Origin of the sequence: Paraburkholderia sp. HP33-1 (assembly GCF_021390595.1) — a bacterium.
In the GTDB taxonomy this organism is placed as follows: Bacteria; Pseudomonadota; Gammaproteobacteria; order Burkholderiales; family Burkholderiaceae; genus Paraburkholderia.
Genome location: NZ_JAJEJR010000002.1, coordinates 2,281,764 through 2,306,991 on the forward strand (window position 1 = coordinate 2,281,764; position 25,228 = coordinate 2,306,991).

Genomic DNA, 25,228 nt, shown 5'->3' on the forward strand with positions numbered 1-25,228 from the left:
GTCGCGCCAAGTCCTAACCAGACAAAAAGGCCGTTGCCGCCTCGAAGCGGCAACGGCTTTTTTTTCGGATTTATCGTTGGGCGCGCTTCAAGCCACACCGTGTTGCTTGAACCACACGAGCGTGCGACGCCAACCATCCTCGGCATCGGCCTTCCTGTAGCTCGGACGGTAATCGGCGAAAAACGCATGACCAGCGTCGTCATACACGACGAACTGTGAGCCCCGTCCTGCTTGCGGCCCTTGCGCGATCGCCTGCTTCATCTGCTCGAGCGTGTCCTGCGGAATGCTTTGATCCTGGCGCCCATACAGGCCGAGCACCGGCGCATGAAGGTCAGCCACGAGATCGATCGGATTGGCCGGTGTCATCGCATTCTTCGCGCCAGTCACGCGACCGTACCAGGCAACGGCCGTCTTCACGCGCGGATTGTGCTCGGCATACAGCCATGCAATGCGCCCGCCCCAACAAAAGCCGTTCACGCCGAGCCGGTTCAGGTCACCGCCGTTTTCGCCGGCCCACGCGGCGGCCGCGTCGAGGTCAGCCAGCGCCTGCTCGTCGGGCACCTTGCTGATCAGCTGCTCGCTGAGTTGCTGGATGCTCGGATAGACGGTCGGATCGCCCTCGCGCTCGTACAGGTTCGGCGCGATAGCCAGATAGCCGAGCTTCGCGAAGCGCCGGCAGACGTCGGCGATATGCTCGTGGACACCGAAGGCCTCATGCACGACGAGGATCACCGGCAGATGCGTCTTGCCCTTCGGCTGCGCACGATAGGCCGGTATCAGCGTACCTTCCGAATGAAACGCCACTTCTCCTGCATCGAGGCCGTCGCTGTCGGTATGAATGGTTTGCGCCGAGACGGGCAGCACTGCCGCCGCGAAGCCGGTACCCAGCGCGGCCTTGATGAAGGTGCGCCGATTGAAGGGAACGTGTGGGACCAGGCTGTCGACTTCAGGTTTCAGCATGCGGCGCTCCTCGAAGAATTATTAGAGGCAACAGGATACGCCATACGCAAATCCCGTTGCGAATTCAACTGACACGCGCGCAGGCGCGCGTCAGTGGAGCTTGACGCGCGGCAGGGTTGTACGGTGCAACCAATGCGCGAAGGTATCAAGCACCATGCGCGGATAGCCATGCAGCGCCGCGATATGCAGCCTGTACAGCGACATGTACATGAAGCGTGCAAAGAGCCCTTCGATCAACATATTGCCGCCGATCACCCCGCCCATCAGATTGCCGACCGCGCTGAAGTGCCCGAGCGAGACGAGCGAGCCGAAGTCGCGATAGGTGAACTCCGGAAGCGGCCTGTTGTCGAGGCGCGCCGCCAGTGCCTTCAACAGAAAGCTCGCCTGCTGGTGCGCGGCCTGCGCGCGCGGCGGCACGTTGCGCTCGTTGCCCGGCCACTCGCAGGCGGCGCAGTCGCCGAGCGCGAAGATGTTGTCGTCGATTTCGGTTTGCAGCGTGCGGCGCACGACGAGCTGGCCAAGCCGGTTGACCGGCAGTCCGTCGAGCTGAGACAGCACCGCCGGCGCCTTGATGCCGGCCGCCCACACGGTCAGATCGGCGCGCACGGTGTGACCGCTCGCGGTGCGGATGTAGCCGGGCGCGACCTCGGCCACGGTCTCGCCGATCATCAGCTTCACTCCGAGCTTGGTCAGCAGTTCAGCGGTGGCCGTGGAGACGCGCTCCTGCAACGCGGGGAGAATGCGCGGCCCCGCCTCGATCAACACAATGCCGACGTCGTGCTTCGGATCGAGCTTGTGCAAGCCATACGCGGACAACACTTGCGCAGTGTTGCGCAACTCCGCCGACAACTCGACCCCCGTCGCGCCGCCGCCGACAATCGCCACCTGAATGCGTGGCTCGCTGGATGACCACGTGCCCGGTCCCGGTCTCGACTCGACCGGCTCGTGCACCTGATGCTCGGCACGTATGCACGCCGCGATCAGGCGCTTGCGGAAACGCTCGGCCTGGCCGACGGTATCGAGTGCAATGGAGAATTCGGCCGCTCCCTTGACGCCGAAGAAGGCCGTGGTACTGCCGATCGCAATGACCAGCGTGTCGTACTGAAGCTCGCGTTCGGGCAGTAGTTCGGCGCCGTCGTCGTCGAGCACGATGCCAAGCGTAATGCGCCGGTTCGCGCGATCGAGCGCGGTCAGCTCGCCCTGCTGGAATTCGAAGCCGTGCCAGCGCGCCTGCGCCGCATATGCGAGCTCCTGGGTGAACGGGTCCATGCTGCCCGCCGCCACCTCATGCAGCAGCGGCTTCCAGATATGCGTCGGATAGCGGTCGACCAGCGTGATCTGAGCCTGCGCGCTGCGCCCCTTCTTGCCGGCGCCGTAGCGATCGCCAAGGCGAGTCGCCAGTTCCAGTCCTCCCGCACCTCCGCCAACGACGATAAATCGATGCATTGCACTTCTCCGTGTAGCCGATGAATTATCTGTCGCGACGCTGCGCATGAACGCGCCGTCCTGCACCGATTGTCCTCGACCCGCACGGGAAGTCACAAGTCGTCAAAACTCATGTGTGACATGCGCACGACGTTATCGTGCGCCGATCGTGCTCATGTCACAGGCATGTCAATGCGCCTCCTCCCAGTTCAGGCCCGCGCCGACCTCGGCGACGAGCGGCACCTTCAGCGCGGCGACGCCGCACATCAGTTCGGGCAGGCGCTTGCGGACTTCGGACAACTCAGCGTCGGGTACTTCGAGAATCAGTTCGTCGTGCACCTGCATGATCATGCGCGTGCCGATCTTCGAGTCTTCGATCCAGTTCTGCACGGCGATCATCGACATCTTGATCAGGTCGGCCGCGGTGCCCTGCATCGGCGCGTTGATCGCGGCACGCTCGGCGGCCTGGCGGCGCGGTCCGTTGCCGCCGTTGATCTCGGGCAGCCACAGACGGCGGCCGAACACGGTTTCGACATAGCCCTTCGCCTTCGCGCTCAAACGCGTCTCGTCCATATAGCGCGCGACACCCGGATAACGCGCGAAGTAGCGGTCGATATACATCTTCGCCGCATCGCGCGTAATGCCGAGGTTCGATGCAAGACCGAACGCGCTCATGCCGTAGATAAGCCCGAAGTTGATGACCTTCGCGACGCGCCGCTGATCGCTCGACACTTCGAGCGGCGTCACGTTGAAGATTTCCGACGCGGTCGCGCGGTGAATGTCCTCGCCCTGCGAGAACGCGCGCATCAGCGATTCATCGCCGGAGATATGCGCCATGATGCGCAATTCGATCTGCGAATAATCGGCGGACACGAGCTTGTGACCCGGCGGCGCGATGAACGCCTCGCGAATGCGGCGGCCTTCGCCGGTACGCACCGGAATGTTCTGCAGGTTCGGATCGTTCGACGCGAGCCGCCCCGTCACGGCGACGGCCTGTGCGTAGTTGGTATGCACGCGGCCGGTTTGCGGATTGACCATGCGCGGCAGCTTGTCGGTATAGGTGGACTTCAGCTTCGACAGGCCGCGATGCTCGAGCAGGATCTTCGGCAGCGGATAGTCTTCGGCGAGCTTCTGCAACACTTCTTCGTCGGTGGACGGCGCGCCGCTCGGCGTCTTCTTGATGACCGGCAGCTCGAGCTTCTCGAAGAAGATCTGACCGATCTGCTTCGGCGAGCCGAGGTTGAATTCGCCGCCGGCCAGTTCGTAGGCCTTGCCTTCGAGCTCGATCAGACGCGTGGCGATCTCGCTGCTCTGCTGACGCAGCTTCTCCGCGTCGATCAGCACACCGGTGCGCTCCATCTTGCGCAGCACGCGCGAAGTCGGCACTTCGATCTCGCGATAGACGTGGTCGAGCGTCTTCTCCGCGGCGATCTGCGGATACAAGGCCTGATGCAATTGCAACGTGATATCGGCATCTTCGGCCGCGTATTCGGCGGCCTTGTCGAGCGCGACTTCGTCGAAACCGATCTGCTGCGCGCCCTTGCCCGCGACCTCTTCGTACTTGATCGTCTTCACGCCGAGATGGCGCAGCGCGAGGCTGTCCATGTCGTGGGTGCGATGCGATTCGAGCACATACGATTCCAGCAGCGTGTCATGCTCGACTCCGCGCATTTCGATGCCGTAATTCGCGAGCACCTGTTCGTCGTACTTCAGATGCTGGCCGACCTTCTTGTGGTCCGCGCTTTCAAGCCAGGGCTTGAGCTTCGCGAGCACTTCGTCGCGAGGGAGCTGCACCGGCGCGTCGGGGCCGCGGTGCGCGAGCGGCACATACGCGGCATGGCCCGCTTCGACCGAGAGCGACAAGCCGACGATCTGCGCGATCATCGGATCGAGCGATGTGGTCTCGGTATCGAACGAAGTCAGCTCGGCCGCGTTGATCCGCTCGAGCCACGCGTCGAGCTGCTCCCATGTCTGCACGGTCTCGTAGTGGCGTTCGTGATCGACCGACAACGCGGGCGGCACGTCGGTTTGCGGACCTTCGACCACATCGGCAATTTCGACTTCGCGCAGCCACGTCTTGAAGCCGTGGCGCGTGAACACATCGCGCAACTCTTCACGAGACTCGGGCCGGCTCGACAAACTTTCCTCGATCGACACGATATGACCGTTCAGATCGCAATGACGCTCGACGGTCACGAGCTTGCGCGCCATCGGCAAAAAGTCCAGCGCGCGGCGCAGATTGTCTCCTACCGCACCTTTGATTTCGTCCGCATGTGCGACGATGCCATCAAGCGAATCGTATTGCGTCAGCCACTTGACGGCGGTTTTCGGGCCGCATTTCTCGACGCCCGGCACGTTGTCGACGGTATCGCCGATCAGCGACAGATAATCGATGATGCGCTCCGGCGGCACGCCGAACTTCGCGACTACGCCGTCGCGGTCGAGCGTTTCGTTGGTCATCGTATTGACGAGCGTCACGCGGTCCGATACGAGTTGCGCGAGGTCCTTGTCACCGGTCGACACGACCACGTTCATGCCGAGCTTTTCCGCCTCGGTGCACAGCGTGCCGATCACGTCATCAGCCTCGACGCGCTCGATCATTACCAGGGGCCAGCCGAGCGCACGCACCGCGACGTGAATCGGCTCGATCTGACGGGCAAGATCTTCCGGCATCGACGGACGGTTCGCCTTGTATTCCGGATACCAGTCGTCGCGAAATGTTTTGCCCTTGGCGTCGAACACGCACGCGCTATACTCTGCTGTAACTTCCTTGCGCATGCGTCGCAGCATGTTGATCATCCCGTAGAGCGCACCCGTCGGGCCACCCTCGGGACCGCGCAGATCGGGCATCGCATGGTAGGCCCGGTACAGATAACTCGAACCGTCGACCAACAGCAGGGTCTTACCTTCAAGGCTTCGTTCTTCAGGCATTATGACTAAGAGAAAAGTGATTCCGAGTCTGCGATCACTCGCAGATCAAGAGCGCGCGACGGCCAAAAAAGCTCGCGCATCGTGGCAGATGTTCACGATTATGGCAGAGTTTATCGAGGCGACCGAGTACCTGTCGGAGATTCGCCCGGCGGTCAGCATCTACGGTTCGGCGCGCCTGAAACCGAACTCGCCGTACTACAAACTCGCCACGCAGATCGCGCGCAAATTGTCGGATGCGGGCTTCGCGGTGATCTCCGGCGGCGGCCCGGGCATCATGGAAGCGGCCAACAAGGGCGCGCATGCGGGCAAGGCACCGTCGGTCGGTCTGAACATCGAGTTGCCGCACGAGCAATCGGGCAACCAGTGGCAGGACATCTCGCTGCGCTTCCGCCATTTCTTCACGCGCAAGGTCACGTTCGTGAAGAATTCGGACGCGGTGATCGTGATGCCCGGAGGCTTCGGCACACTCGACGAACTCGCCGAGGTCCTCACGCTGATCCAAACCAAGAAGTCGCGTCACGTACCGATCATCCTGGTGGGCGCCGAGTTCTGGGAGGGTCTGCTCGCGTGGTTCAAGAGCTCGCTGATCCCGATGGGTCTGATCAATCCGACCGACATCGACCTGATGCAGGTGATCGACAATCCGGACCAGGTGCTCGAAGCGGTGCTCAAGTTCTACGAAGACCGCGAGGAAGGCGAAGCACATCCGGTCAAGTCGGACGAAGACCGCATGTTCTATCTGTGATGGCCTGACGCTGCGCGCCTGGCATCGCGCATATGGCGGGCAGCCTTCGGGCTGCCCGCTTTCGTTTTGCAGGCCAGTTTGCAGCGCGCTTACGGTCAACCGCATTGGCAAAAAAACGTTTCGAACGCTTGCCGTTCGGCGCTAACCTGCTCAGCCTGGACTCGAAGCTCGCAAAATGAACAACGAACTCACCTCTCCCGAATCCGCGCTCGCGCCCGCGCCAACGTTGCGCGAAATCTTCGGCGGCTTTCTCGGCCTCGGCCTCATTTCATTCGGCGGCGCGTTGCCGCTCGCACGTCGCGCCCTCGTCGAACAACGCCGCTGGCTGACCAGCGACGAATTCACCGACCTGCTCGGCCTTTGTCAATTCCTGCCGGGCGGCAATGTGATCAATCTTTCAGTCGCGATGGGCATGCGCTTTCGCGGCCTGCCCGGCGCACTTGCCGGTTTGCTCGGCTTGATTGCCGGGCCTTCGCTGGTGGTGATCGGGCTCGGCGTGCTGTACGAGCACACGCAGAACGATCCGCACGTGCGACATCTGTTCGCGGGACTCGCCGCAGCAGCCTCGGGCCTGCTGATCTCGATGGCGGTCAAGATCGTACTGCCGTTGCGCAACAAGCCGCTCGCCGCGCTGATCGCCGCGCTCGGCTTCGTCGCGATCGCGGTGCTGCGATTGCCGCTGCTGCCGACGATGCTCGTGCTCACGCCGATCAGCATCTATCTTGCTGCATGGAGCGCGCGATGAACGACACGCTCATTTCTCTCGCGTCCATTTTCAGTCAGCTGTCGCTGCTCGCGTTCGGCGGCGGCAATACGATTCTTCCGGAGATGCAGCGGCAGGTGGTCGACGTGCATCACTGGATGCCGGCCAGCGAGTTCAGCGCACTGTTCGCGCTCGCTCAGGCCGCCCCCGGCCCGAACCTGATGATCGTCACGCTGATCGGCTGGCATGTGGCCGGCTGGGCCGGCATGCTCGTTGCGTCGATTGCGAAGTTCGGGCCGTCGTCGCTCGTGACGATCCTGGCGCTGCATGCGTGGGACCGCTTCAAGGACCGCCCGTGGCGCCGCTATGCGCAGCTCGGACTCGTGCCGGTGACGGCTGGCCTCGTCGCGGCGAGCGCGGCGCTGATCGCGCGCACGTCGAACCCGACGGCGATGGCGTGGGCGATTACCGCATTCACGGCCGTGGTGGCGACCAGGACGCGGATTCATCCGCTGTGGCTGCTGGCGGCGGGAAGCCTGATCGGGTTGACCGGGTTCGGGCAGGGTTGAGCCGGCACGCCGATCCTGCAATCGACAAAGCCGATTGATGAGGATAACTACCCTCCCGCCAATCAGCGAGAACTCCCTACCAGTTATTGCCACATCTTTCCCGCTGAAATAGCAAGTTTCGGTAAGCCAAACTGCGCACATGCTCCCCTTAGATTCAACGGGATTCAGCCGTAATAGCGAGCGACGGCTCAATGAACCGGATGACCCTCTGAGCGAAAGATCTCGCTAATCTTATGGAGCACATCAATGTCTATATCAGCTTTAGCGGGAAATTCCGCGGGCGTCGAAGCCTGGTGGTCGACCAATTCGCAGGCCAATCAATCGCAGGTCGATGATGGCTCGTCATCGACGTCGACCAGCAGCGGGGCGTCGACGAATCAGCTGCTTGCGGCCATCACGGCCGCACTGGCGCAGCTCGGCGTGACGTCGTCGGGGAGCGCGTCGTCGACCGATTCGACGTCGGCCACCGCATCCACATCGGCAAGCGCGGTCAGCGCAGCGCTGCAGCAATTCCTCGGCGCGCTGTATCAGGCAACCGCTGCGCAAGGCGGCTCGGGCTCGGCGGCGGCGACATCGGCCAACAGTGCGAACGCTTCAGAGGACACTGCCGATACGACGGACATGCCGGTCCTTGAATTGGACCTCGACATTGCGGTCGATTTAGAGGACGGCACCGACGACACCTCCTCGGTAGTGCCAGGCGCGATGCCGCCGCCTGCTCCGCCGTCGTCGGCGCAGGGCTACGGCGGCGATTTCGCATCGACGATCGCGAGTCTTGCACAATCGCTCACTTCAGCCACATCGTCAGGCGCGTCCACTGATACAAGCACGGCCGACTCATCGTCGAGCGACAGCTCATTGTCGACGGATTTTCAGAACCTGCTGGCGGCCCTCGGATCGTCGGGCGGTTCTTCGAGCACCTCCGGCACCGCCGATCTGCAGAAGTTTCTGACCTCGCTCGCCAGCAACCTGCAAGACGGGACGGCCACCATGAGCGGGATGTTTATCAGTACGTCGGCTTGAGCTACGGAAACGCCACTTCCGCGAAACTCCGCAGCTGCGGTCGTCTGGGAAGATCGTCCATTCGTCGTTGAGGTTCCTCGGCTCGTGCCGCTCGACGCATCGCGATTCATTCCGTCATCGTGACGGCGGCAACCCTTACAATGGCGCGTCATCGTCCTTTTTAACGATTTCACCACCGACCGCCGCTGGACCATGCCGAAAGTTTCCATAGTTGTCCCCTGCTACAACCAGGAAGAATTCATTGCTGACGCTCTCGAATCCGTCCTGAGCCAGTCCTTTAGCGATTGGGAATGCATCATCGTGAATGACGGCTCTAGCGACGGCTCCGACGCAATCATTCGTCGCTACACCGAGAAAGATCCCCGGTTCCTCGCCCTCACGAAGCAAAACGGTGGCGTTGCCGCGGCCCGCAACTTCGGCTTTTCGCGCGCGCGCGGCGAACTGTTCGTGCCGCTTGATGGCGACGACATGATTCACCGGGATTTCCTCCGGCTCGCCGTTGAGCGCTTTGAGGCACAGCCCGACACCGTTCTCGTGCATCCTGGGACACAACGTTTTGGCGAAAACCGCAAGGTGTGGCGATTGCCGACATACAGCTACGAGAAGCTGCTTTGGCAAAACATGATCGTCAATACGACCATGTACCGGCGCGAGGCGTTTATTAGCGCGGGCGGTTATTCGTCGGAGATGGTCTATGGATATGAGGATTGGGAATTCTACGTGCGGATGCTGAGCCCCGAATCAAAGGTTCAGTACGTTGACGCCCCGCTCTACCTCTACCGCATCAAGAAAATCTCGCGCTCCACTGAACTGGCCGCGCTTGGCAAGATCGAGGAATCGCAGCGGCTCATCTACGAACGCAATCGTGACAAGTATGTGGAGCTCGCAGCCAACCCGATCAACCTTTTCGGCAAGCGCATGAAGGACTTCGCACCGTCGTTCACTGCCCGCTACCAACGACAGGCCCGCTACATTCACGCCGCGTATGGCGCGGTGATTGCTGGCCTGCTGATCGTGGGCGCCCTGCTCGTGCGGTAGTGAATCAGGCAGATTTTTGGCCCTTTTGCTTATCGGGTCATTGATCGGCCAGGGCTACCGTTGCGGTAGCCCTTGAGGGCCATTGGTCGCGCGCGGCTACGAAAGGGGCTGTGTCAACTCGCTTTCAGTCACAACGAAGATGAACGCACGCCCGGCTGGCGTTCGCTCGCGATGAGCTGGTCATTGGCCCGCTTGAGCGCGTTGATGATGTCTGGCGCGATGTACTTCACGCCGACATCACTAAGATGGTCCCCGTCCGAGAAAAGAGCCTGATCGTTTTTTACAAAGAAACACGAGTCGCTAGAGCATAGCCTGGAGAACGGGTCCACTACCGTGACATTGCCGACCTCGGCAGCAGCGGAGGTGATCTTCATGCCGCCGGCGAAGATGATCGACTGACTGTCGCGAGGGGCTGCCCACTCGGGAATGGCATGGCCCACACTGACCTGTTGTCGGGCCCATTCTTTCGGGACGACCTCTGGCGGATGAGGAACGGCTGATATCAGGACGAGGCGGCCCCCGCGCCTGGCAAGAATGCGTGCAATGTCCCGCAACACCATCCCTTCATAATTCGCATCGTAACGCTTCCACTCTCCTGCGATGACCACCAGGCGGATCGTCGGATGTTGTGCGAAGTAGTCGTACACGAAGTTGGCATAGCGTTCGCATCCAGGAAAGACGTTGGCTCCTGAACCGTCGAAGGCCTTGCCCTTGAATGGCGGGCAGCCGCCGTGTGTCGCCACGATGCCTGAAAGACCAAGTGTTGCCGCGGTATCGTCGACCGTCGATTGCAGCCTGCCGGCGAAGGAGTCGCCCCACAGCATCATTGTGGGTTCTCCGGATTTAACACCGATGCGGCAGAAATCCCCGTCCATCTTTATTTTTTTTGTTCCATCGCTTGCGCGCATGCACAAAGATTCGTCCGGATTTCCTACGATCTTCGCCTGCACCGCCGGCTGGAGATAGGCTGGAAGCCGTTGCGGGAAGCCATGGGTCGCCCCCAGCAGTGCTGTGAGAGCGAACCCCACGCAAATGGACATCACCCAGCCGGCAAATGTCTGGCCATTGCCCAGGCGCTTGCGTGTCGGACGCTCAACAAGCTCATACGAAACCCAGCCTAGCAAAATGCTCCCGCCAAGGAGCGCGATCGTTTCCTCTAATGAAGGCGCACAATCTGCCCTCTCCCGAAAGGCAAGCAGAACGGGCCAATGCCACAGGTAGACGGAATATGAGATGCGCCCGACGAATTGCAGACTGCGCGCATGAAGCAGGGGCGCCACGAAGCCGCCTTGCGACAGTATCAGCAGGACCGTTCCTGCCACGGGGAAAATTGCCCTCCAACCGGGGTATGGCGAGGCAGTGTCAAAGCCGAAGATGGCGATACCGAGCAGCGTCAGTCCCGCAATCGCCAGGACATTTTTGGCGGCATCGCTACGCGGGCTACGTAGATAGACTGCGGTCGCAGAACCCGCAAGAAGCTCCCAGGCGCGGCTTGGGAGAAGGTAAAACGCCGAGTTCAGCGAAGTGACTGTGCGCCATTGGCACCAGGCAAACGATGCAACAACGATTGCAGCGAACAACACTGCGCCTGCTACACGCCGCCTGCTCCTGGGGCGTGGCCAGATCACTCCGCAGAGGACAGCGAAGACAAGGTAGAACTGGACCTCGACCGACAAAGACCACGTATGTAGCAAGAGATTTTGTGCGGCGTCTGGCGCGAAGTACCCGACATCGTCAGCGAACGCGTTGTTGGACCGCATCAGGAACGCTGCTGTCGCGACTCGCGAAAAATGCATGTAGTCGTCGGGCAGATAGAAATAGCCTGCCCACAACACGCAGAAAGCGACCATTATCACGAGCGCTGGCAGGATGCGGCGGATTCGCCTCATCAAGAACTGCCAAATGCTGAACGTGCCCGCCTGTATATCGGCATAGGCAATTGAGGTCAGCAGAAAGCCCGATAGGACAAAGAAAATGTCTACGCCGACAAAGCCCCCGGTGAATGGCCAAACGCCGTAGTGGTACAGAACGACTGCTGTGACCGCTATGGCGCGCACCCCGTTTATGTCTTTTCTAAAATTCATTTTATTTGTTTATTGTTGTTAGTCCGGCGTACCTGGTCTCTCGGCCCGCCGTTGACCTCATACAAACGGCCGTATCATACTTTTCTTACTTCGAGGAAGGAAGTGAAAGCACCGGAAACAGTGCTGAAGAGGGGTGCGGCGATAGCCGTGAAAGCCATCGCCGGTTGAGATACGCCGCCGGCCTTACGATCGCTGCGGCGATCTTCTCGCGTCGAGACATTACGCGATCGATGTCGTGATCGGTAATGGTGCCGCCGCCCGGCCACTGACTTGGCGAGAGGTCGAGCGGGTCACCCCCGTGCCAATGAAGAGCGCAAGTTAGACGCCCCCGTTCCGGTTAGACAGTTCTGGCGCAGCAATAGCGCCAGAATGCCCGCCCAGTAAGGCTCTGCTACTGAAACGCCACTTCCGCGAAACTCCGCAGCTTGCGGCTATGCAACCGATGCAGCCCATTCATCCGCAGCAGTTCCATCGCCTTGACGCCGATCTGCAGGTGCTGATCGACCTGCGCGCGATAGAACTGATCGGCCATGCCCGGCAGCTTCAACTCGCCGTGCAGCGGCTTGTCCGACACGCACAGCAACGTGCCGTAAGGCACGCGGAAGCGGAAGCCGTTCGCGGCGATCGTCGCGCTTTCCATGTCGAGCGCGATCGCGCGGCTCTGCGACAGCCGCTGCACCGGCTCGCGGTGATCGCGCAGCTCCCAGTTGCGATTGTCGACGCTCGCCACGGTCCCGGTGCGCATCACGCGCTTCAGCTCGACGCCATCGAGCTGCGTGACCTGCGCGACCGCACGCTCGAGCGCGACCTGCACTTCGGCGAGCGCCGGAATCGGCACCCACAGCGGCAGATCGGCATCGAGCACATGATCTTCGCGCACATAGCCGTGCGCGAGCACGTAGTCGCCGAGACGCTGCGTGTTGCGCAGCCCCGCGCAGTGGCCGAGCATGATCCACGCATGCGGACGCAGCACCGCGATGTGATCGGTGATCGTCTTCGCATTCGACGGCCCGACTCCGATGTTGATCATCGTGATGCCGCTGCCGTCCGCGCGCTTCAGGTGATACGCCGGCATCTGCGGCAGACGCGGCGGCGGCGTGCCCTCCTGCGCCTGCTCGCCGAGATTCTCGTTGTACGTGATGACGTCGCCCGGCTCGACGAACGACGTGTATTCGCTGCGATAGGCGCGCAACTCCTCGTCGTCGGTATGGGCCATCATGCCGCGGCCGAGTTTCACGAATTCGTCGATGTAGAACTGATAGTTCGTGTACAGCACGTAGTTCTGCACATGCGTCGGCGAGGTCGCCGTGTAGTGCTTCAGCCGATGCAGCGAAAAATCGACGCGCGCGGCCGTAAACAATGCAAGCGGATGCGGCTCGCCCGGCAGCGGCTCGTACGTGCCGTTGACGATGCGGTCGTCGAGCAGCGCTAGGTCCGGGGTGTCGAAGATGTCGCGCATCAGGAACAGGCGCTCGCGGTCCAGATCGCCTTCGAGGTGGATACCCTCGGCGAACGCGAAATGAATCGGAATCGGCTGGTCCGACACGCCGACCTCGATCTGCACGTGATGGTTCTTCGCCAGCAGCCGCAGTTGCTCGCGATAGTAGTTGCCGAACAGGTCGGGCCGCGTGACGGTCGTCTCGAACACGCCCGGCCCCGCGACGAACCCGTACGAGCGGCGCGAATCGATATGCGTGTTGACCTCGGTGCGCACGCGCACGAACGGATAGCAGGCGCGCACGCGATGGTTGAACAGCTCGTTGCGGCGATAGCGCGCGAACGCATCGCGCAGGAACGACGTGTTCGCCTCGTAGATCGCGGCGAGGCGGGTGACGGCCTCGGCCGCGTCGTCGAAGCCTTCGGTCGGGAAGCTGTTGGCGGGAGTCTGCACCGTACGCTGATTGATATCGTTGTTGATCATCATCGTTCACCCTTTTTGATGAGACGACATTACCACGGAACCCGCACTTGCCAAATGTCGGCGGCGACGCTTGCAACACCGCTCGCGAGAACGCGCGCATGTTGCGCGAAAGCGGCGCAAAATAAGGCTTCGCGCCCGTACGCGAGGCCGGATTTGCTAGAATCGGGGCACCCAATCGGAGAATCACCATGAAGCCGCTCCTTCCCATCGCCGTTGCGCTGGCTCTTGCCCTCGGCAGCGCCGCGATGGCTGCCCAGCCTGTCGACGAACCGCCGCCCGCCAACGCGCCCCAGTCCGCCAATGAACGGGCCGGTCTGCCCGACCTGGACAAGATCAATCGTCCGGCCGCTGAGGTCAGCTCGAAGGTCGACATCAACGTTCCGCGCACGCCGAGCTTTCACGAAGTCAGTCCGACCGGCACCGAAATCACTGAATTCCGCGACAAGGGCAAGCCGGTCGAAATCAACGTGCACTCGAATTTCGGCACGCGCTACCAGATGAGCGCATCGCCCGACACATCGCCTACCGTCCACGACAGCGGCAAGCCCAGTACGCGCCTGCCGTCGGTGAATCTCCACTATTGATCGTTGCGACCGCGGCGCGCCGGCAACGGCAGCCGCGGCGCAGCCGTGCCCCGATTGCAACCGATCGCGGCAGCGGCGCGATGAACGCACGCGCCGCCCGGTCCGCCACATTCATCTGTCTCACCTCGCACTGGCCGCACCGCGCCAGCCCGAACAACCTGATCCGACGTTTCCGCATGGCCGTCTTCACCGCTGTCAACGAATCCCAACTCGCAGAATGGATGAGTCACTACGATCTCGGCGATGTCGTCGAGTTTCGTGGCATTTCGTCCGGCATTGAAAACAGCAACTTCTTTCTGACGACGACGCGCGGCGAATACGTGCTGACGATTTTCGAAAAGCTGACCGCTGAACAACTGCCGTTCTATCTGGATCTGATGCGGCATCTTGCCGCTCACCGCGTGCCGGTGCCGGATCCGATGCCGCGCCTCGACGGCGCGCTGTTCGGCATGCTGCTCGGCAAACCCGCGACGATCGTAACGAAACTCGAAGGCGCGCCCGAGCTCGCGCCGGGCGTCGAGCACTGCGCCGAGGTCGGCCAGATGCTTGCGCGCTTGCACCTGGCGGGCCGCGACTATCCGCGTTATCAGCCGAATCTGCGCAGCCTGCCGTGGTGGCGCGAAACCGTGCCGACGATCCTGCCGTATCTCGAAGGCGAGCAGCGCGATCTGCTGGCGTCCGAGCTTGCGCATCAGGAAGCGTTCTTCGCATCGGCCGATTACGCCGCGCTGCCCGAGGGCCCGTGCCACGCCGACCTGTTCCGCGACAACGCGATGTTCGCGCACGCGGCGCCCGACACCGGCCACGAAGTGCGGCTCGGTGGCTTCTTCGATTTCTATTTCGCCGGCTGCGACAAGTGGCTGTTCGACGTCGCGGTGACGGTCAACGACTGGTGCGTCGACCTCGCAACAGGCAAGCTCGACGCCGCGCGCACCGAGGCGCTGTTGCGCTCGTATCAGACGGTGCGGCCGTTCACCGTCGAGGAAAACCATCACTGGGGCGACATGCTGCGTGCGGGCGCGTACCGTTTCTGGGTCTCGCGCCTGTATGATTTTCATTTGCCGCGCGCGGCGGAACTGCTGAAGCCGCACGACCCCGGCCATTTCGAACGCATTCTGCGCGAGCGCCTGCAGGGCGTCGCGAATCCAGGCATCCATACCTCATGCAACTGATCGAAGTCCCCGCGAAAACCGGCTACGTGTGGTTCCGCCAAGGCATCTGGCTGTTCCGCAAGAATCCGCTCGCCTTCCTGACGCTGTTCTTCACCTATTTGCTGGTGATGACGCTCGTGTCGCAGATTCCGGTGGTCGGCGGCGTATTGCCGCTGCTGTTCATTCCGGGCGTCGCGGTCGGCTTCATGGCAGCGTGTCGCAATACGATCGCGGGCAAACCGGTGTTTCCGACCATCCTCGTCGACGGCTTTCATTCGTATGGCCCGGTGGTCACGCGGCGCCTGCTCGTGCTCGGCGTGCTCTATGTCATCGCGATGGCGCTCGTGCTGGCCGGCTCGGCGCTCGCCGACGGCGGCATGCTGCTGAAGGTGATGCTCGGCAGCGCGTCGATGGATGAGAACACGATTGCCAACAGCAATATCCCGCTTGCGGTCATCACCGCACTAGCGTTTTATGTACCGGTCGCGATGCTCTTCTGGTTTTCGCCGATCCTGGCCGCCTGGCACGACGTGCCGCCCATCAAGGCGATGTTCTTCAGCGTCGTCAGTTGCTGGCGCAATCGCGGCGCTTTCATCGTGTTCGCAGCGCTGTGGTTCGCGGTCGCGACGGTCGTGTCGCTCGGGCTGTCCGCGCTGATGCAGGCACTCGGCGCGGCCGACTTCGCGTTCGCGATCCTGATGCCCGCCACGATGATCGTCACGACGATGCTGTACTGCTCGTTCTACGCGACCTATCGCGGCTGCTTCGGCGTACAAACGCCGCAAACGCCGGATCTGCCGACCACGCCGGCAGCCTGATCCGTCGTTCCCGCGCGGGTGCCGTCCTGGCGTCCGCGCGTGTTCGCTCGACGACTCCGTCGGAACAACTCTTCCCTACGCTCGGCATCCTGAATCGATTTGCGGCACAATAGTTTGCGTGCAATCCATTTGCACACTCTTTTAGCCGAGATCGATCATGACCCAGCGCCCCGCCCTGCCCTTCACGCTCGACGAACAACTCTGCTTCGCGCTCTACTCGACGTCGCTTGCGATGACGAAGGCGTACAAGCCGCTGCTAGAAAAGCTCGGTCTCACGTATCCGCAATATCTGGCGATGCTCGTGCTTTGGGAAACCGACGACGTCACCGTGAAGGACATGGCCACGCGCCTGAATCTCGATCCGGCGACGGTCACACCGCTGCTCAAGCGGCTCGAAGCGCAGGGCCTCGTCGAGCGCGTGCGCGGCACCGACGATGAGCGCCTTGTGTTCATTCGCCTCACGGGCGCGGGCAAGGCGCTCAAGCGTCAGGCGCGCGAGGTACCCGGCGCAATCCTCTGCGCGACGCAGCAAACGCCGGACTTCCTGCTGCATCTGCGCGACGACCTTACGCGCCTGCGCGCGACGCTCAACGATTTCATGGACCAGTAGTGCGTTTAATGCAACAGATCAGTTCACGCGACGACACACGAATTCATTTGCACACAAATTATTTGCGTACTATCTTAATGACATGCCGCTTTGCTAGCGCTTTGCCAAACCGGCGAAGCGGCACACGGCGGCAAACACCCTGACAACCCAGACTAGGAGCAGCACCATGAACATCCTCTACAAGGCAAGCGCAACGAGCACCGGTGGCCGCGACGGCCGCGCCGTATCGTCGGACAATGCATTGGACGTCAAGCTGGCCGCGCCGCGCGAGCTAGGCGGCAATGGCGCAGCGGGCACCAATCCCGAGCAGCTGTTTGCGGCAGGCTATTCGGCCTGTTTCCTGAGCGCCATGAAGTTCGTCGCCGGCCAGCGCAAGCAGGCTCTGCCGGCCGACACGCAGGTTTCCGCCGATGTCGGCATCGGTCCGAACGACAAGGGCGGCTTCGCGCTCGACATCGATCTGCGCGTCTCGCTGCCGGGCCTGGCTCCGGAGGCCGCGAAGGAACTGGTCGACGCAGCGCATCAGGTCTGCCCGTACTCGAACGCCACGCGTGACAACGTTGCGGTTCGTCTGCACGTCGCTTGAGTTAAGGTCGGCCGTTGCGCCGATCGCAACGGCCACGGCAATCCGCTCACGGCCCACCACTGGGCGCCATCGCGTCCCGTGCCCGCACCCTGTCCAATAGGGGCGGGCACAGGGCGGCTCGCGAAATTCGGCATGGTAATGGGGGAGAATTATCGCGAACCGATCGTCGATCACGAGCAGGCCTGCGAACGTAGATTGGCTCTATACGGAAAGTAAGTGCCCGCTCACATCAGGAAATAACAAGGTCTGGAGGGGTGAAAATGCGCCGTCTGCCGTCGCTGCTCGTGTTTCTGATCCTGACGCTGGCGGCCGGCTGGGCCGCGAGTCTGTCGTTGCCGGACGCGTGGTACGCGGGTCTGCAAAAGCCCGCCTTCAATCTGCCGAACTGGGTCTTCCCGCCCGTCTGGACCGTGCTCTACGTGCTGATGGCGTTTTCCGCGTGGCGCGTATGGAAGCGCGACGGCCTTACCTCGGCAATCGTCCTGTGGGTCGTGCAGCTGCTGTTCAACGCCGCATGGATGTGGTTGTTTTTCGGCCTGCATCGGCCGGAGATGGGACTGATCGACATCGTGATCCTGCTCGTACTGATCGTGATGCTGACGTATGTGTTCTGGCGACGTGATCGCCTCGCGGGCATCCTGCTGGTGCCGTATGTCGTGTGGGTCACGTATGCGGCGCTGCTGAATTACGCGCTGTGGCAGATGAATCCGGCTGCTTGAGCGGAGCCGGGCGAGCGGGCGCGACGGCCGCTTGACTGGTAAAGGGGATGACGCGACGCGGGCGACAGCCCTGGTTGGCTGACCCCGAACACCGACGCCTCACCACGCGCCGATGTTCCGATTGCTGACGGCCTGATGCCGGTTTCAGGCAGTCGGCTTACCCTTGGTGCTGGCTGATCCAGGACGGCTGACGCACGTCCGCCTCGCGATCGAGCTTGCGCATGCGGAATTCGAGGTCGTAGAGATCGGTCGCTTCGGCGAGATAGGCGTCAGCGCGCTCTTTCGCGAGTTGGTCCGGCGACTTGGTCAAAAACAGGAACAGGCGGCTAATCAGATACATGGTCGACCTCGGCAATGAAAGCTACGCGTTTACGACTAAGGGATAACCCGTATTATAGGGAAAACCCTAGATTCGCGCTACTGTTCATTTTCCGCGGTGTTGTTGCGACGTCACCGCCCGGCTGACGACGCCGCCAGTCCTTCCGCGATGCGGCCGGCGTCCGTGCGGCGCTGATGCCGGAAAAACTCCCACAGCATGGCGCTCGCGTCCGGACCCTTGGATGAATGGAAGGGGAGCGCGTCATCACCGCCGGCCCATGCGTGGCCGAGCCCCTGTACACGACACACGCGTACCACGCGCCGCCCGCCGCGCAGATAGTCGCGCGTCACGATGCCGTTCTTGCGGTCTTCGCGCGTCTCGCCGGCCTTGCGCGCGCCGTTTGCGTCGATGAGGCGGTTCAGGCGCAGGAACTGTGTCGCCAACTGGTCCGCGTTGACGGGCGTGACGACGTGGTCGGCGTCGCCGTGGACGATCAGAGCCGGCATGCCCGGATACTGCGCGACGTTGGTGGTTTCGTCGACGAGCTCGACCGGCTCGCGACGCGCGCCGCGCCGCATCACGTCCATCGCGGTAACGCCTGAGCGGGCCTCGCCGAAAGCGGGGCCGGAATGCAGCGCGACTGCGGCAAAATGTTCCGGATATTTGACGGCCAACAGCGCCGTCAGCCCTGCGCCCGCCGAAATCCCGGCAGCGTAGACGCGTTCGCGGTCAAACCCGTGCTGCTCGACCAGCGCATCCACCAGCGACACAACCGCCCGCGCCTCCGCGTTACCGGCTGCGTCGTACCAGTGCCAGCAGCGGTGCGAGTGCGCGTGCTTCGACTGCTCGGGATACACGACCGCGAAGCCGTAGCGGTCGGCGAGCAGGTTCATGCGCGTGCCTTCGGCGAAATCGTCGATCGACTGCGTGCAGCCGTGCAGCATCACGACGAGCGGCAGCGCCTCACGTGCGTGACCGGACGGGATATAGAGCCCGTACTGCAGGTGATTGACGAGCCGGCCGGGTGCGGCCGGCGCGGAATGGAACGAGCGCGTCCATGCGCCGCTCGCCCACGCGGCCGCGCGCGGACGCACGCGCGAATCGCGCGGCGCTTCGCGTTTCGTGGGCGTGCGCAGCGCGGCGGCCGGCTTGAGTGGATGAGTCTTGCTCGACGGTTTGGTGGTGGCGGCGCGAACTGGCCGCGCCTGCGCTCGCTTGGCGGTTTTTTGCGCGTGTTCGGTTTGGATCGCGAGCAGGCGCTTGAAACCGCGCAGCCAGATTTTCGACAGGCTTTTTGCCATCGGCGATAACCTCGCAGAAAGGGACAGATTGCGAACTCCAAAGACGGCGGATCACATGAAGTTGTGCAATGCACAATAACATCAATTTTCATACGTTGCTAAACACCGACCCCGCTCCTTGTCCCGATTGCAACCGCAGCGAACCTTGCCGCAGCCCGGCCGTCAAACTGGCTCGATGCGCGTTCGGCAGCCCACACTCGACGCACAAAAATGCGCAGTGCGTAACAAGACCGTCGCGCGACGCCCGACTATACTGACGGTTGATCCCCTTACGGGTCGATCCAGGCCGCACCGGCGTTTCATGCCGGCCGCGCGCCGATTTTCACCAACCCGATTTCACGCGACCCGCGTCGCGCTCGTGCCATGCCCGAATTACCAATCCACCTGTGGTATTCGATCACCAACCTCGGCGGCGCAGGTATGACGCTGCCGCTCGCGCTCGCTATCGCGCTGTGGTTGGCGGCCGGCTACTCGTGGCGGCTCGCGGCCTGCTGGCTCACCCTGCTCGGCACGGCGATCGGCGTCGTGACCTTGACCAAGATCGCCTTCCTCGGCTGGGGCGTCGGCGTGCGCGAACTCGATTTCACTGGCGTCAGCGGTCATTCCATGCTGTCCACGGCCGTCTATCCGGTCACGCTATTTTTGATGTTATTACCCGCGCGGCGCTCCGTCCGGCTGCTCGGCGTGCTGGCGGGGCTTGCCGCCGGCATAGCGGTGGGCTTGTCGCGCGTCGTGCTGAGCGCGCATTCGCCGTCCGAAGCGGTGACCGGCTGCGTCGTCGGCGCGTTCGCCGCGCTCGTGTTCGTGCGCGTCGCGTGGGATGCGCAGCCGGGCCAGCTGTCGGCGCTGCCGGTCGCCGTCAGCATGATGGTGCTGGCCATCGCGATGCACGGCGTGCACGTGCCGACGCAACGCTGGGTCACGCATATCGCACTGAAAGTGTCCGGCCACGACCGGCCATTCATCCGCGCGAAATGGAAGGCCACCCGTGACGCCCGTCCGGTGGCCGCGCCCCTGTCGCAAATACTCACACTCGAGCCGGCCGGCGCGTCGGACATCTGAGCACGCTTGCGCCGCTCCTTCCGGCGCGTTTTCAGGCTTCCTTGACCGTTTCGTAGCGCTTCACGCCACGTGTGAGCGCTACGCCGAATCGTGGACACCGCTATAACCGCGTATATATTACGATAGTGTTTTTAAGCCGCTACTTTCCGCTCACGTTCGACTCCAGGTCCTTGATGACACTTTCTCGCCATCTGAAGCAATGCGCGCTGTGCGTCGCAGCCGCCGTCTCTGTTGTGGTCAGCGTGAATGCCCACGCTGATGAACTGGTGGTCTCGGCCGCCGCCAGCCTGACCAATGCGTTCAAGGCGGTCGGCGACGCGTTCGAGCAGCAGCATCCGGGCACCAAGGTCCTGCTGAACTTCGGCGCGTCGGACGTGCTGATGCAGCAGATCGTCAAAGGCGCGCCCGCCGACGTATTCGCATCCGCGGATCAGAAGGCGATGGACATGGCCGCGGCGCAAAAGGTCGTCGTGCCGTCCACGCGACGCGACTTCGCGGCCAATTCGCTGGTGCTGATCGTGCCGCGCGACAGCCACTTCGCACCCGCCAGCCTCAACGATCTGACGACCGCGAACGTGAAGCGCGTCGCGTTCGGCGATCCGGCTTCGGTGCCGGTCGGCCGCTACACGCAAGGCGCGCTCAAGGCTGCCGGCGTGTGGGACACGGTGAGCGCGAAAGCGGTGCTCGCGTCGAACGTGCGCCAGAGCCTCGATTACGTCGCGCGCGGCGAAGTCGACGCCGGCTTCGTATTCGGCACCGACGCCGCGATCATGCCCGACAAGGTCAAGGTGGCGATGAACCTGCCGACGCAAACGCCGATCACCTACCCGATCGCGCAAGTCGACGGCAGCCACCACGCGGCCGACGCGCAGGCCTTCATCGACTTCGTGCTGTCGCCGGCCGGCCAGGCGGTGCTCGCGAAGTACGGCTTCAAGCCCGCGCATTGATTCACCGACAAGGCACACGCTCATGGAACAGGTCTGGGTGCCGCTACTGCTAACGCTGAAGGTGGCGGGCTGGGCCACCGCGCTCAATCTCGTGTTCGGCGTCGCGGTGGCGCTCGGTCTGTCGCGCTGGCGCTCAGGCGCGCGCGACGTGATCGATTCGCTTCTGATGCTGCCGCTCGTGCTGCCGCCCACGGTGCTCGGCTACTACCTGCTCGTGCTGCTCGGCCGACGCGGCGTGATCGGCGCGTGGCTCGACCGCTTTGACATCCAGCTCGTATTCACGTGGCAAGGCGCGGTGATCGCGTCGACGGTGGTGGCGTTTCCGCTCGTGCTGAAGTCGGCGCGCGCGGCCTTTGAAGGCGTCGACCCGCAGTTGGAGAGCGCGGCGCGCACGCTCGGCGTCAGCGAAACCGCAGTGTTTTTCCGCGTGACGCTGCCGCTCGCCGCGCGCGGCATCCTCGCCGGCGGCCTGCTCGCGTTCGCACGCGCGCTCGGCGAATTCGGCGCGACGTTGATGATCGCGGGCAACCTGCCGGGCCGCACGCAGACGCTGTCGGTCGCGGTCTATTCGGCCGTGCAGGCCGGCGACGACAGCACCGCCAACTTCCTCGTGCTCGTGACCTCGGTCACGTGCGTGACGATCCTGCTGCTCGCGGGGCGTCTCGTGCCGCAGCACACGCTTCTGAGATCCCGCTGACATGCCGCTCGACGTCGCCATCCGCAAGACCTTCGAGACCACCGAGCGGCGCTTCACGCTCGACGTCGCGTTCCGCGCCACCACGCAAAGGCTCGTGCTGTTCGGGCCGTCGGGCGCGGGCAAGAGCCTGACCTTGCAGGCTATCGCCGGCCTGCTGCGTCCGGACGAAGGGTCGATCACGCTGCACGGCACCACGCTGTTCGATAGCGCGGTCGGCATCGACCAGAAGCCGCAAGCGCGCAAGATCGCGTATCTGTTTCAGGACTACGCGCTGTTTCCGCATCTGAACGTGCGGCAGAACATCGGCTTCGGGCTGCGTCAGGGCTGGCTCAATCCGCGTACGCGCGGCACGCATCCGCAAGTCGATTACTGGCTCGACGCGCTCGAGTTGAGGGGTGTGGCGGGCCATCATCCGGCGCAGCTGTCGGGCGGGCAGAAGCAGCGCGTCGCGCTGGCGCGCGCGCTCGTTTCGCAGCCGCGCCTGCTGCTGCTCGACGAACCGTTTTCCGCGCTCGATAGCGCGCTGCGCCAGCGCATGCGGCGCGAGCTATCGGACCTGCAAACGCGACTCGATATTCCGATGGTGCTGATCACGCACGATCCGGACGACGTCGCCGCATTCGGCGACCAGGTCGTGCAGGTCAGCGATGGCCGCGTGCACGAGGATCATCCGTTCGCGGGGTATGCTCGAACCGAGGCGTCGCCTCGTTGACCCGGTGGCTTCGCACCCTCGTTGCGGCGGCCTGGCAGCCCTCAATCCTTCACGCCGAGTATCACGCTCGACGCCTTGAACGCCGCGACCGCGCTCGCGCCTTCCTGCAAACCAAGCATGTCGACGCTGCCATTGGTGACGACCGCGGTGATCACCGCGCCGCCTTCGAGCCCGAGCGACACTTCCGCGTTCACCGCGCCGCGCTTCACGCTCAGCACCGTGCCACGCAACTGATTGCGCGCCGACAGCTTCAGCGGTGAATCGCCATCGCCGTCACCGGCAACGAGCAGCACGACCCACGATGCCTTGATCAGCGCAAACGCCGCCACGCCGACCGCGAGCCCGAGCGCTTCGGTGCTCTCGTGCGTGAGCACCGCGACGATCGTGTGACCGCCGGGCAGCGCGAGCGACACTTCGTCGTTGACGGTGCCGCGCGCGATCGCCGACACCGTGCCGTAGAACTGATTGCGCGCGCTCGTTTTCACGCCGATGCGGCCGATCAGATCCCAGTCCGTCGCGAAGCCCTCGCCGATCGCCGCCCCGGCGCGTTCGAGAAAACGCCGATGCTCGCGCTCAACCGCCCGAAACGTTTCGATCAGCTTCACGGCGCGTGGCGTCAGCGTCGTGCCGCCGCCGCCCTTGCCGCCGGTCAAACGCACGACGAGCGGCTCGCCGGCGAGGTTGTTCATCGTGTCGACGGCATCCCACGCGCCTTTGTAGCTGATGCCGACCGCCTTCGCCGCGCTCGTGATCGAACCGGTCTCGCCGATCGCCGCAAGCAGCGCAATGCGCGCCGCGCCGCCGAGCGTCTGCGTGCCGGCCTGAAACCAGACCGAGCCGCCGAGCTCGAGGGCGTCGCGGGCAGGATCGGGGCGGTCGATGGTCATGGCGGGGAGCGGTTGAGCGTGGGTGGAACGACGGCTAGTCATTATCTCGCACCGCCGCTCACCACGGCACGACTCTGCCGAGGTAGTCGAGGTAGTGCAAACCGGTACGGCCTTCGTGAGCGCCGATCGTGCTGACCAGGTTCACCGTTGGCTGCGGCAACTCGTTCTCGATGTGTGCCGCCGGAAGGCACCGTTGTGGATCATCGATAATGAGGAGGGATCCACATCTGGAGGCTGCGCGATGTCACCCACGCACGAATACTGGTTCCCGGCGAAACGCTATGGCTGGGGTTGGGGCTTACCCGTGCGGTGGCAAGGATGGGCGACCCTGCTCGCTTATTGTGTGTTGCTCGGTGCGGTCGTTTTCAGGTTTCAACCCGCGGGTCATCCGCTGACGTTCGCCTTGCTGGTTGCGCTGCTCACCGTTGCCCTCGTGGTCGTGTGCTGGCTGAAGGGCGAGCCGGCACGCTGGCGGTGGGGTAAGGACTAGCTCCGCAGTCTATTTACGTCGTCGTCAAAGGGCCGAAGTAGATTCGTCCACGTGTGCAAAAACGCTTGTCGTGCGGTCCTTGGGCGGCCGGTCGCGCAGCAGCAGGGGCATCAGACGCCGGTTGGCTGTCTGCGCCGCCCACTCGCAATACGCGGCGCTGCCGAGCACCCAGCCGTTGAGCGTTGACTGAAGCAGGTTATTGACCTCGCATTCGTCAAGAGGCAGTGCGCCCAGATCGCGGTAAGCCTGGTGGCGCTCGAACGGTGTATTGCCGAGCCCCCGGTAAAGTGGATGGTCCTTGATGAAGCTATCGACCCGTAGCCCGATGTGGTGCGTGTAGCTCGACCACTGATAGTTTCCCGGCTCGGCCACAAGGCGGTTGCGCACTGGCGCATGATCGATGACCTGGCTCGCGAGCAGGAAATACCGGTCGGGCTCAATCACTGTTGCTCGGTACTCGCCACGCCACACCGTACCGCGGCGTCCATGACGGCGGTTGAAGGCCTCGACATAGCGACGGCCGACCGCCTGCATCGCCATGGCCACGCTCGACTCGTATGCAGGTGTGACGAGGAGTTGTACCGCGTCAGGCATGAGTACCCACGCGTGGACTGCCAGATCGGCGACGCGCGCTGCGTCCGCCAGGCAGACGAGGAAGTACAGGTAGTCTCCTTCGTCCAGGAATGCGGGCCCAGTGAGCCCCTGCAAGATAACGTGCTGCGGTTGTTCTGGGACGTAGTGCCGTGCGAGCCGTGTCATGCTGAATTAACCGGAAATCCGATGTGAGAAAGCGATCCGACAGGTATCGGACGCGTGACAGTGCGTAACAAAATTCTATCGACCAAATGCAATCGTTTGCGTTACGAAAAGGCCTTTTTTATGGCCTCTTTTCGTCGATTTGCCGGTCGCAGCCAGCGCATCTTTTAAGCCATCGCCGAAAGGAATT

General features: G+C 63.0%; 25 protein-coding genes. 16 read left to right on the forward strand and 9 right to left on the reverse strand.

The window, feature by feature from the left end; translation table 11 throughout:
• Positions 1-87 precede the first annotated feature (87 nt).
• The 3 genes from L0U81_RS26325 to polA form a co-directional block, all read right to left on the reverse strand.
• Entirely contained in the window at positions 88-960 is an 873-nt protein-coding gene (locus tag L0U81_RS26325; RefSeq protein WP_233807469.1) for a dienelactone hydrolase family protein, read from the reverse strand.
• Positions 961-1,050: 90 nt separating this feature from the next.
• Positions 1,051-2,406, reverse strand: a complete 1,356-nt coding sequence (locus tag L0U81_RS26330) for an NAD(P)/FAD-dependent oxidoreductase (protein ID WP_233807471.1) — start codon at positions 2,404-2,406, stop codon at positions 1,051-1,053.
• A gap of 168 nt (positions 2,407-2,574) precedes the next feature.
• Positions 2,575-5,316 (reverse strand): DNA polymerase I, encoded by a 2,742-nt coding sequence (gene polA / locus L0U81_RS26335; protein ID WP_233807473.1) that lies wholly within the window; start codon positions 5,314-5,316, stop codon positions 2,575-2,577.
• Position 5,317: 1 nt separating this feature from the next.
• Between polA and L0U81_RS26340 the strand changes: the two genes are divergently transcribed.
• From L0U81_RS26340 to L0U81_RS26360, 5 genes are all read left to right on the forward strand, one after another.
• Positions 5,318-6,061: a TIGR00730 family Rossman fold protein gene (locus L0U81_RS26340; RefSeq protein ID WP_013092994.1), complete on the forward strand. Its 744-nt coding sequence runs from the start codon at positions 5,318-5,320 to the stop codon at positions 6,059-6,061.
• 175 nt (positions 6,062-6,236) lie between these two features.
• Entirely contained in the window at positions 6,237-6,806 is a 570-nt protein-coding gene (locus L0U81_RS26345) for a chromate transporter (protein WP_233807475.1), read from the forward strand.
• Complete coding sequence (locus L0U81_RS26350) at positions 6,803-7,333, forward strand: chromate transporter (RefSeq protein ID WP_233807477.1); 531 nt, start codon at positions 6,803-6,805, stop codon at positions 7,331-7,333. Before L0U81_RS26345 ends, L0U81_RS26350 begins: the two co-directional genes overlap by 4 nt.
• Positions 7,334-7,579: 246 nt before the next feature.
• Positions 7,580-8,356, forward strand: a complete 777-nt coding sequence (locus tag L0U81_RS26355) for a hypothetical protein (RefSeq protein ID WP_233807479.1) — start codon at positions 7,580-7,582, stop codon at positions 8,354-8,356.
• 192 nt (positions 8,357-8,548) lie between these two features.
• The gene (locus L0U81_RS26360) at positions 8,549-9,394 is read left to right on the forward strand and encodes a glycosyltransferase family 2 protein (RefSeq protein ID WP_233807486.1); all 846 of its coding nucleotides are present in this window, start codon (positions 8,549-8,551) and stop codon (positions 9,392-9,394) included.
• A 128-nt stretch (positions 9,395-9,522) separates the two neighbouring features.
• Here L0U81_RS26360 and L0U81_RS26365 read toward each other — a convergent pair whose 3' ends face one another.
• Both L0U81_RS26365 and L0U81_RS26370 read right to left on the reverse strand, forming a co-directional pair.
• Positions 9,523-11,478, reverse strand: coding sequence for an acyltransferase family protein (locus L0U81_RS26365; RefSeq protein WP_233807488.1), 1,956 nt, complete (start codon positions 11,476-11,478; stop codon positions 9,523-9,525).
• Positions 11,479-11,869: 391 nt separating this feature from the next.
• On the reverse strand, positions 11,870-13,396 hold the full coding sequence (locus tag L0U81_RS26370) for an AMP nucleosidase (protein WP_442793460.1): 1,527 nt from the start codon (positions 13,394-13,396) through the stop codon (positions 11,870-11,872).
• Between the two features lie 191 nt (positions 13,397-13,587).
• On the opposite strand from L0U81_RS26370, the gene L0U81_RS26375 reads away from it, so the two are divergent.
• The 6 genes from L0U81_RS26375 (at position 13,588) to L0U81_RS26400 (ending at position 17,867) form a co-directional block, all read left to right on the forward strand.
• On the forward strand, positions 13,588-13,983 hold the full coding sequence (locus L0U81_RS26375) for a hypothetical protein (RefSeq protein ID WP_233807490.1): 396 nt from the start codon (positions 13,588-13,590) through the stop codon (positions 13,981-13,983).
• Between the two features lie 176 nt (positions 13,984-14,159).
• Complete coding sequence (locus L0U81_RS26380; RefSeq protein ID WP_233807961.1) at positions 14,160-15,155, forward strand: homoserine kinase; 996 nt, start codon at positions 14,160-14,162, stop codon at positions 15,153-15,155.
• A complete protein-coding gene (locus L0U81_RS26385) occupies positions 15,146-15,952 on the forward strand; it encodes a BPSS1780 family membrane protein (RefSeq protein ID WP_233807492.1) in 807 nt (268 codons plus the stop codon). Before L0U81_RS26380 ends, L0U81_RS26385 begins: the two co-directional genes overlap by 10 nt.
• 157 nt (positions 15,953-16,109) lie before the next feature.
• Entirely contained in the window at positions 16,110-16,562 is a 453-nt protein-coding gene (locus L0U81_RS26390; protein WP_233807494.1) for a MarR family winged helix-turn-helix transcriptional regulator, read from the forward strand.
• A 166-nt stretch (positions 16,563-16,728) separates the two neighbouring features.
• A complete protein-coding gene (locus L0U81_RS26395; protein ID WP_233807496.1) occupies positions 16,729-17,148 on the forward strand; it encodes an organic hydroperoxide resistance protein in 420 nt (139 codons plus the stop codon).
• Positions 17,149-17,408: 260 nt separating this feature from the next.
• Complete coding sequence (locus L0U81_RS26400; RefSeq protein ID WP_233807498.1) at positions 17,409-17,867, forward strand: TspO/MBR family protein; 459 nt, start codon at positions 17,409-17,411, stop codon at positions 17,865-17,867.
• A gap of 157 nt (positions 17,868-18,024) precedes the next feature.
• On the opposite strand, the gene L0U81_RS26405 is transcribed toward L0U81_RS26400, so the two are convergent.
• Complete coding sequence (locus tag L0U81_RS26405) at positions 18,025-18,207, reverse strand: DUF3563 family protein (RefSeq protein WP_233807505.1); 183 nt, start codon at positions 18,205-18,207, stop codon at positions 18,025-18,027.
• Positions 18,208-18,317: 110 nt separating this feature from the next.
• Positions 18,318-19,487 carry an extracellular catalytic domain type 1 short-chain-length polyhydroxyalkanoate depolymerase gene (locus L0U81_RS26410; RefSeq protein WP_233807508.1) on the reverse strand — a complete coding sequence of 390 codons (1,170 nt, stop codon included), beginning with the start codon at positions 19,485-19,487 and terminating at the stop codon, positions 18,318-18,320.
• Between the two features lie 363 nt (positions 19,488-19,850).
• Between L0U81_RS26410 and L0U81_RS26415 the strand changes: the two genes are divergently transcribed.
• The 4 genes from L0U81_RS26415 (at position 19,851) to L0U81_RS26430 (ending at position 22,905) form a co-directional block, all read left to right on the forward strand.
• Complete coding sequence (locus tag L0U81_RS26415; protein WP_233807510.1) at positions 19,851-20,549, forward strand: phosphatase PAP2 family protein; 699 nt, start codon at positions 19,851-19,853, stop codon at positions 20,547-20,549.
• 173 nt (positions 20,550-20,722) lie between these two features.
• Positions 20,723-21,496: a molybdate ABC transporter substrate-binding protein gene (gene modA / locus L0U81_RS26420; protein WP_233807512.1), complete on the forward strand. Its 774-nt coding sequence runs from the start codon at positions 20,723-20,725 to the stop codon at positions 21,494-21,496.
• Positions 21,497-21,518: 22 nt separating this feature from the next.
• A complete protein-coding gene (gene modB, locus L0U81_RS26425) occupies positions 21,519-22,193 on the forward strand; it encodes a molybdate ABC transporter permease subunit (protein WP_233807521.1) in 675 nt (224 codons plus the stop codon).
• A gap of 1 nt (position 22,194) precedes the next feature.
• Positions 22,195-22,905, forward strand: a complete 711-nt coding sequence (locus L0U81_RS26430) for a sulfate/molybdate ABC transporter ATP-binding protein (RefSeq protein ID WP_233807529.1) — start codon at positions 22,195-22,197, stop codon at positions 22,903-22,905.
• A gap of 41 nt (positions 22,906-22,946) precedes the next feature.
• Here the strand turns inward: L0U81_RS26430 and L0U81_RS26435 are convergent, their stop codons facing one another.
• Positions 22,947-23,792 carry a TOBE domain-containing protein gene (locus L0U81_RS26435; protein WP_233807531.1) on the reverse strand — a complete coding sequence of 282 codons (846 nt, stop codon included), beginning with the start codon at positions 23,790-23,792 and terminating at the stop codon, positions 22,947-22,949.
• A 241-nt stretch (positions 23,793-24,033) separates the two neighbouring features.
• On the opposite strand from L0U81_RS26435, the gene L0U81_RS26440 reads away from it, so the two are divergent.
• Complete coding sequence (locus tag L0U81_RS26440) at positions 24,034-24,282, forward strand: hypothetical protein (protein ID WP_233807533.1); 249 nt, start codon at positions 24,034-24,036, stop codon at positions 24,280-24,282.
• Between the two features lie 24 nt (positions 24,283-24,306).
• On the opposite strand, the gene L0U81_RS26445 is transcribed toward L0U81_RS26440, so the two are convergent.
• A complete protein-coding gene (locus L0U81_RS26445) occupies positions 24,307-25,041 on the reverse strand; it encodes a transposase (RefSeq protein WP_233807535.1) in 735 nt (244 codons plus the stop codon).
• Positions 25,042-25,228 lie beyond the last annotated feature (187 nt).

Coding starts and splice junctions, on each gene's coding strand:
- L0U81_RS26365 (WP_233807488.1), bottom strand. CDS start 11,478: ATGAATTTTAGAAAAGACATAAACGGGGTGCGCGCCATAGCGGTCACA.
- L0U81_RS26380 (WP_233807961.1), top strand. CDS start 14,160: ATGGCCGTCTTCACCGCTGTCAACGAATCCCAACTCGCAGAATGGATG.
- L0U81_RS26440 (WP_233807533.1), top strand. CDS start 24,034: ATGTCACCCACGCACGAATACTGGTTCCCGGCGAAACGCTATGGCTGG.
- L0U81_RS26375 (WP_233807490.1), top strand. CDS start 13,588: ATGAAGCCGCTCCTTCCCATCGCCGTTGCGCTGGCTCTTGCCCTCGGC.
- L0U81_RS26400 (WP_233807498.1), top strand. CDS start 17,409: ATGCGCCGTCTGCCGTCGCTGCTCGTGTTTCTGATCCTGACGCTGGCG.
- modB (WP_233807521.1), top strand. CDS start 21,519: ATGGAACAGGTCTGGGTGCCGCTACTGCTAACGCTGAAGGTGGCGGGC.
- L0U81_RS26390 (WP_233807494.1), top strand. CDS start 16,110: ATGACCCAGCGCCCCGCCCTGCCCTTCACGCTCGACGAACAACTCTGC.
- L0U81_RS26430 (WP_233807529.1), top strand. CDS start 22,195: ATGCCGCTCGACGTCGCCATCCGCAAGACCTTCGAGACCACCGAGCGG.
- L0U81_RS26445 (WP_233807535.1), bottom strand. CDS start 25,041: ATGACACGGCTCGCACGGCACTACGTCCCAGAACAACCGCAGCACGTT.
- L0U81_RS26350 (WP_233807477.1), top strand. CDS start 6,803: ATGAACGACACGCTCATTTCTCTCGCGTCCATTTTCAGTCAGCTGTCG.
- L0U81_RS26360 (WP_233807486.1), top strand. CDS start 8,549: ATGCCGAAAGTTTCCATAGTTGTCCCCTGCTACAACCAGGAAGAATTC.
- L0U81_RS26385 (WP_233807492.1), top strand. CDS start 15,146: ATGCAACTGATCGAAGTCCCCGCGAAAACCGGCTACGTGTGGTTCCGC.
- L0U81_RS26355 (WP_233807479.1), top strand. CDS start 7,580: ATGTCTATATCAGCTTTAGCGGGAAATTCCGCGGGCGTCGAAGCCTGG.
- L0U81_RS26325 (WP_233807469.1), bottom strand. CDS start 960: ATGCTGAAACCTGAAGTCGACAGCCTGGTCCCACACGTTCCCTTCAAT.
- L0U81_RS26345 (WP_233807475.1), top strand. CDS start 6,237: ATGAACAACGAACTCACCTCTCCCGAATCCGCGCTCGCGCCCGCGCCA.
- L0U81_RS26340 (WP_013092994.1), top strand. CDS start 5,318: ATGACTAAGAGAAAAGTGATTCCGAGTCTGCGATCACTCGCAGATCAA.
- L0U81_RS26415 (WP_233807510.1), top strand. CDS start 19,851: ATGCCCGAATTACCAATCCACCTGTGGTATTCGATCACCAACCTCGGC.
- L0U81_RS26410 (WP_233807508.1), bottom strand. CDS start 19,487: ATGGCAAAAAGCCTGTCGAAAATCTGGCTGCGCGGTTTCAAGCGCCTG.
- modA (WP_233807512.1), top strand. CDS start 20,723: ATGACACTTTCTCGCCATCTGAAGCAATGCGCGCTGTGCGTCGCAGCC.
- L0U81_RS26330 (WP_233807471.1), bottom strand. CDS start 2,406: ATGCATCGATTTATCGTCGTTGGCGGAGGTGCGGGAGGACTGGAACTG.
- L0U81_RS26435 (WP_233807531.1), bottom strand. CDS start 23,792: ATGACCATCGACCGCCCCGATCCTGCCCGCGACGCCCTCGAGCTCGGC.
- L0U81_RS26405 (WP_233807505.1), bottom strand. CDS start 18,207: ATGTATCTGATTAGCCGCCTGTTCCTGTTTTTGACCAAGTCGCCGGAC.
- L0U81_RS26395 (WP_233807496.1), top strand. CDS start 16,729: ATGAACATCCTCTACAAGGCAAGCGCAACGAGCACCGGTGGCCGCGAC.
- polA (WP_233807473.1), bottom strand. CDS start 5,316: ATGCCTGAAGAACGAAGCCTTGAAGGTAAGACCCTGCTGTTGGTCGAC.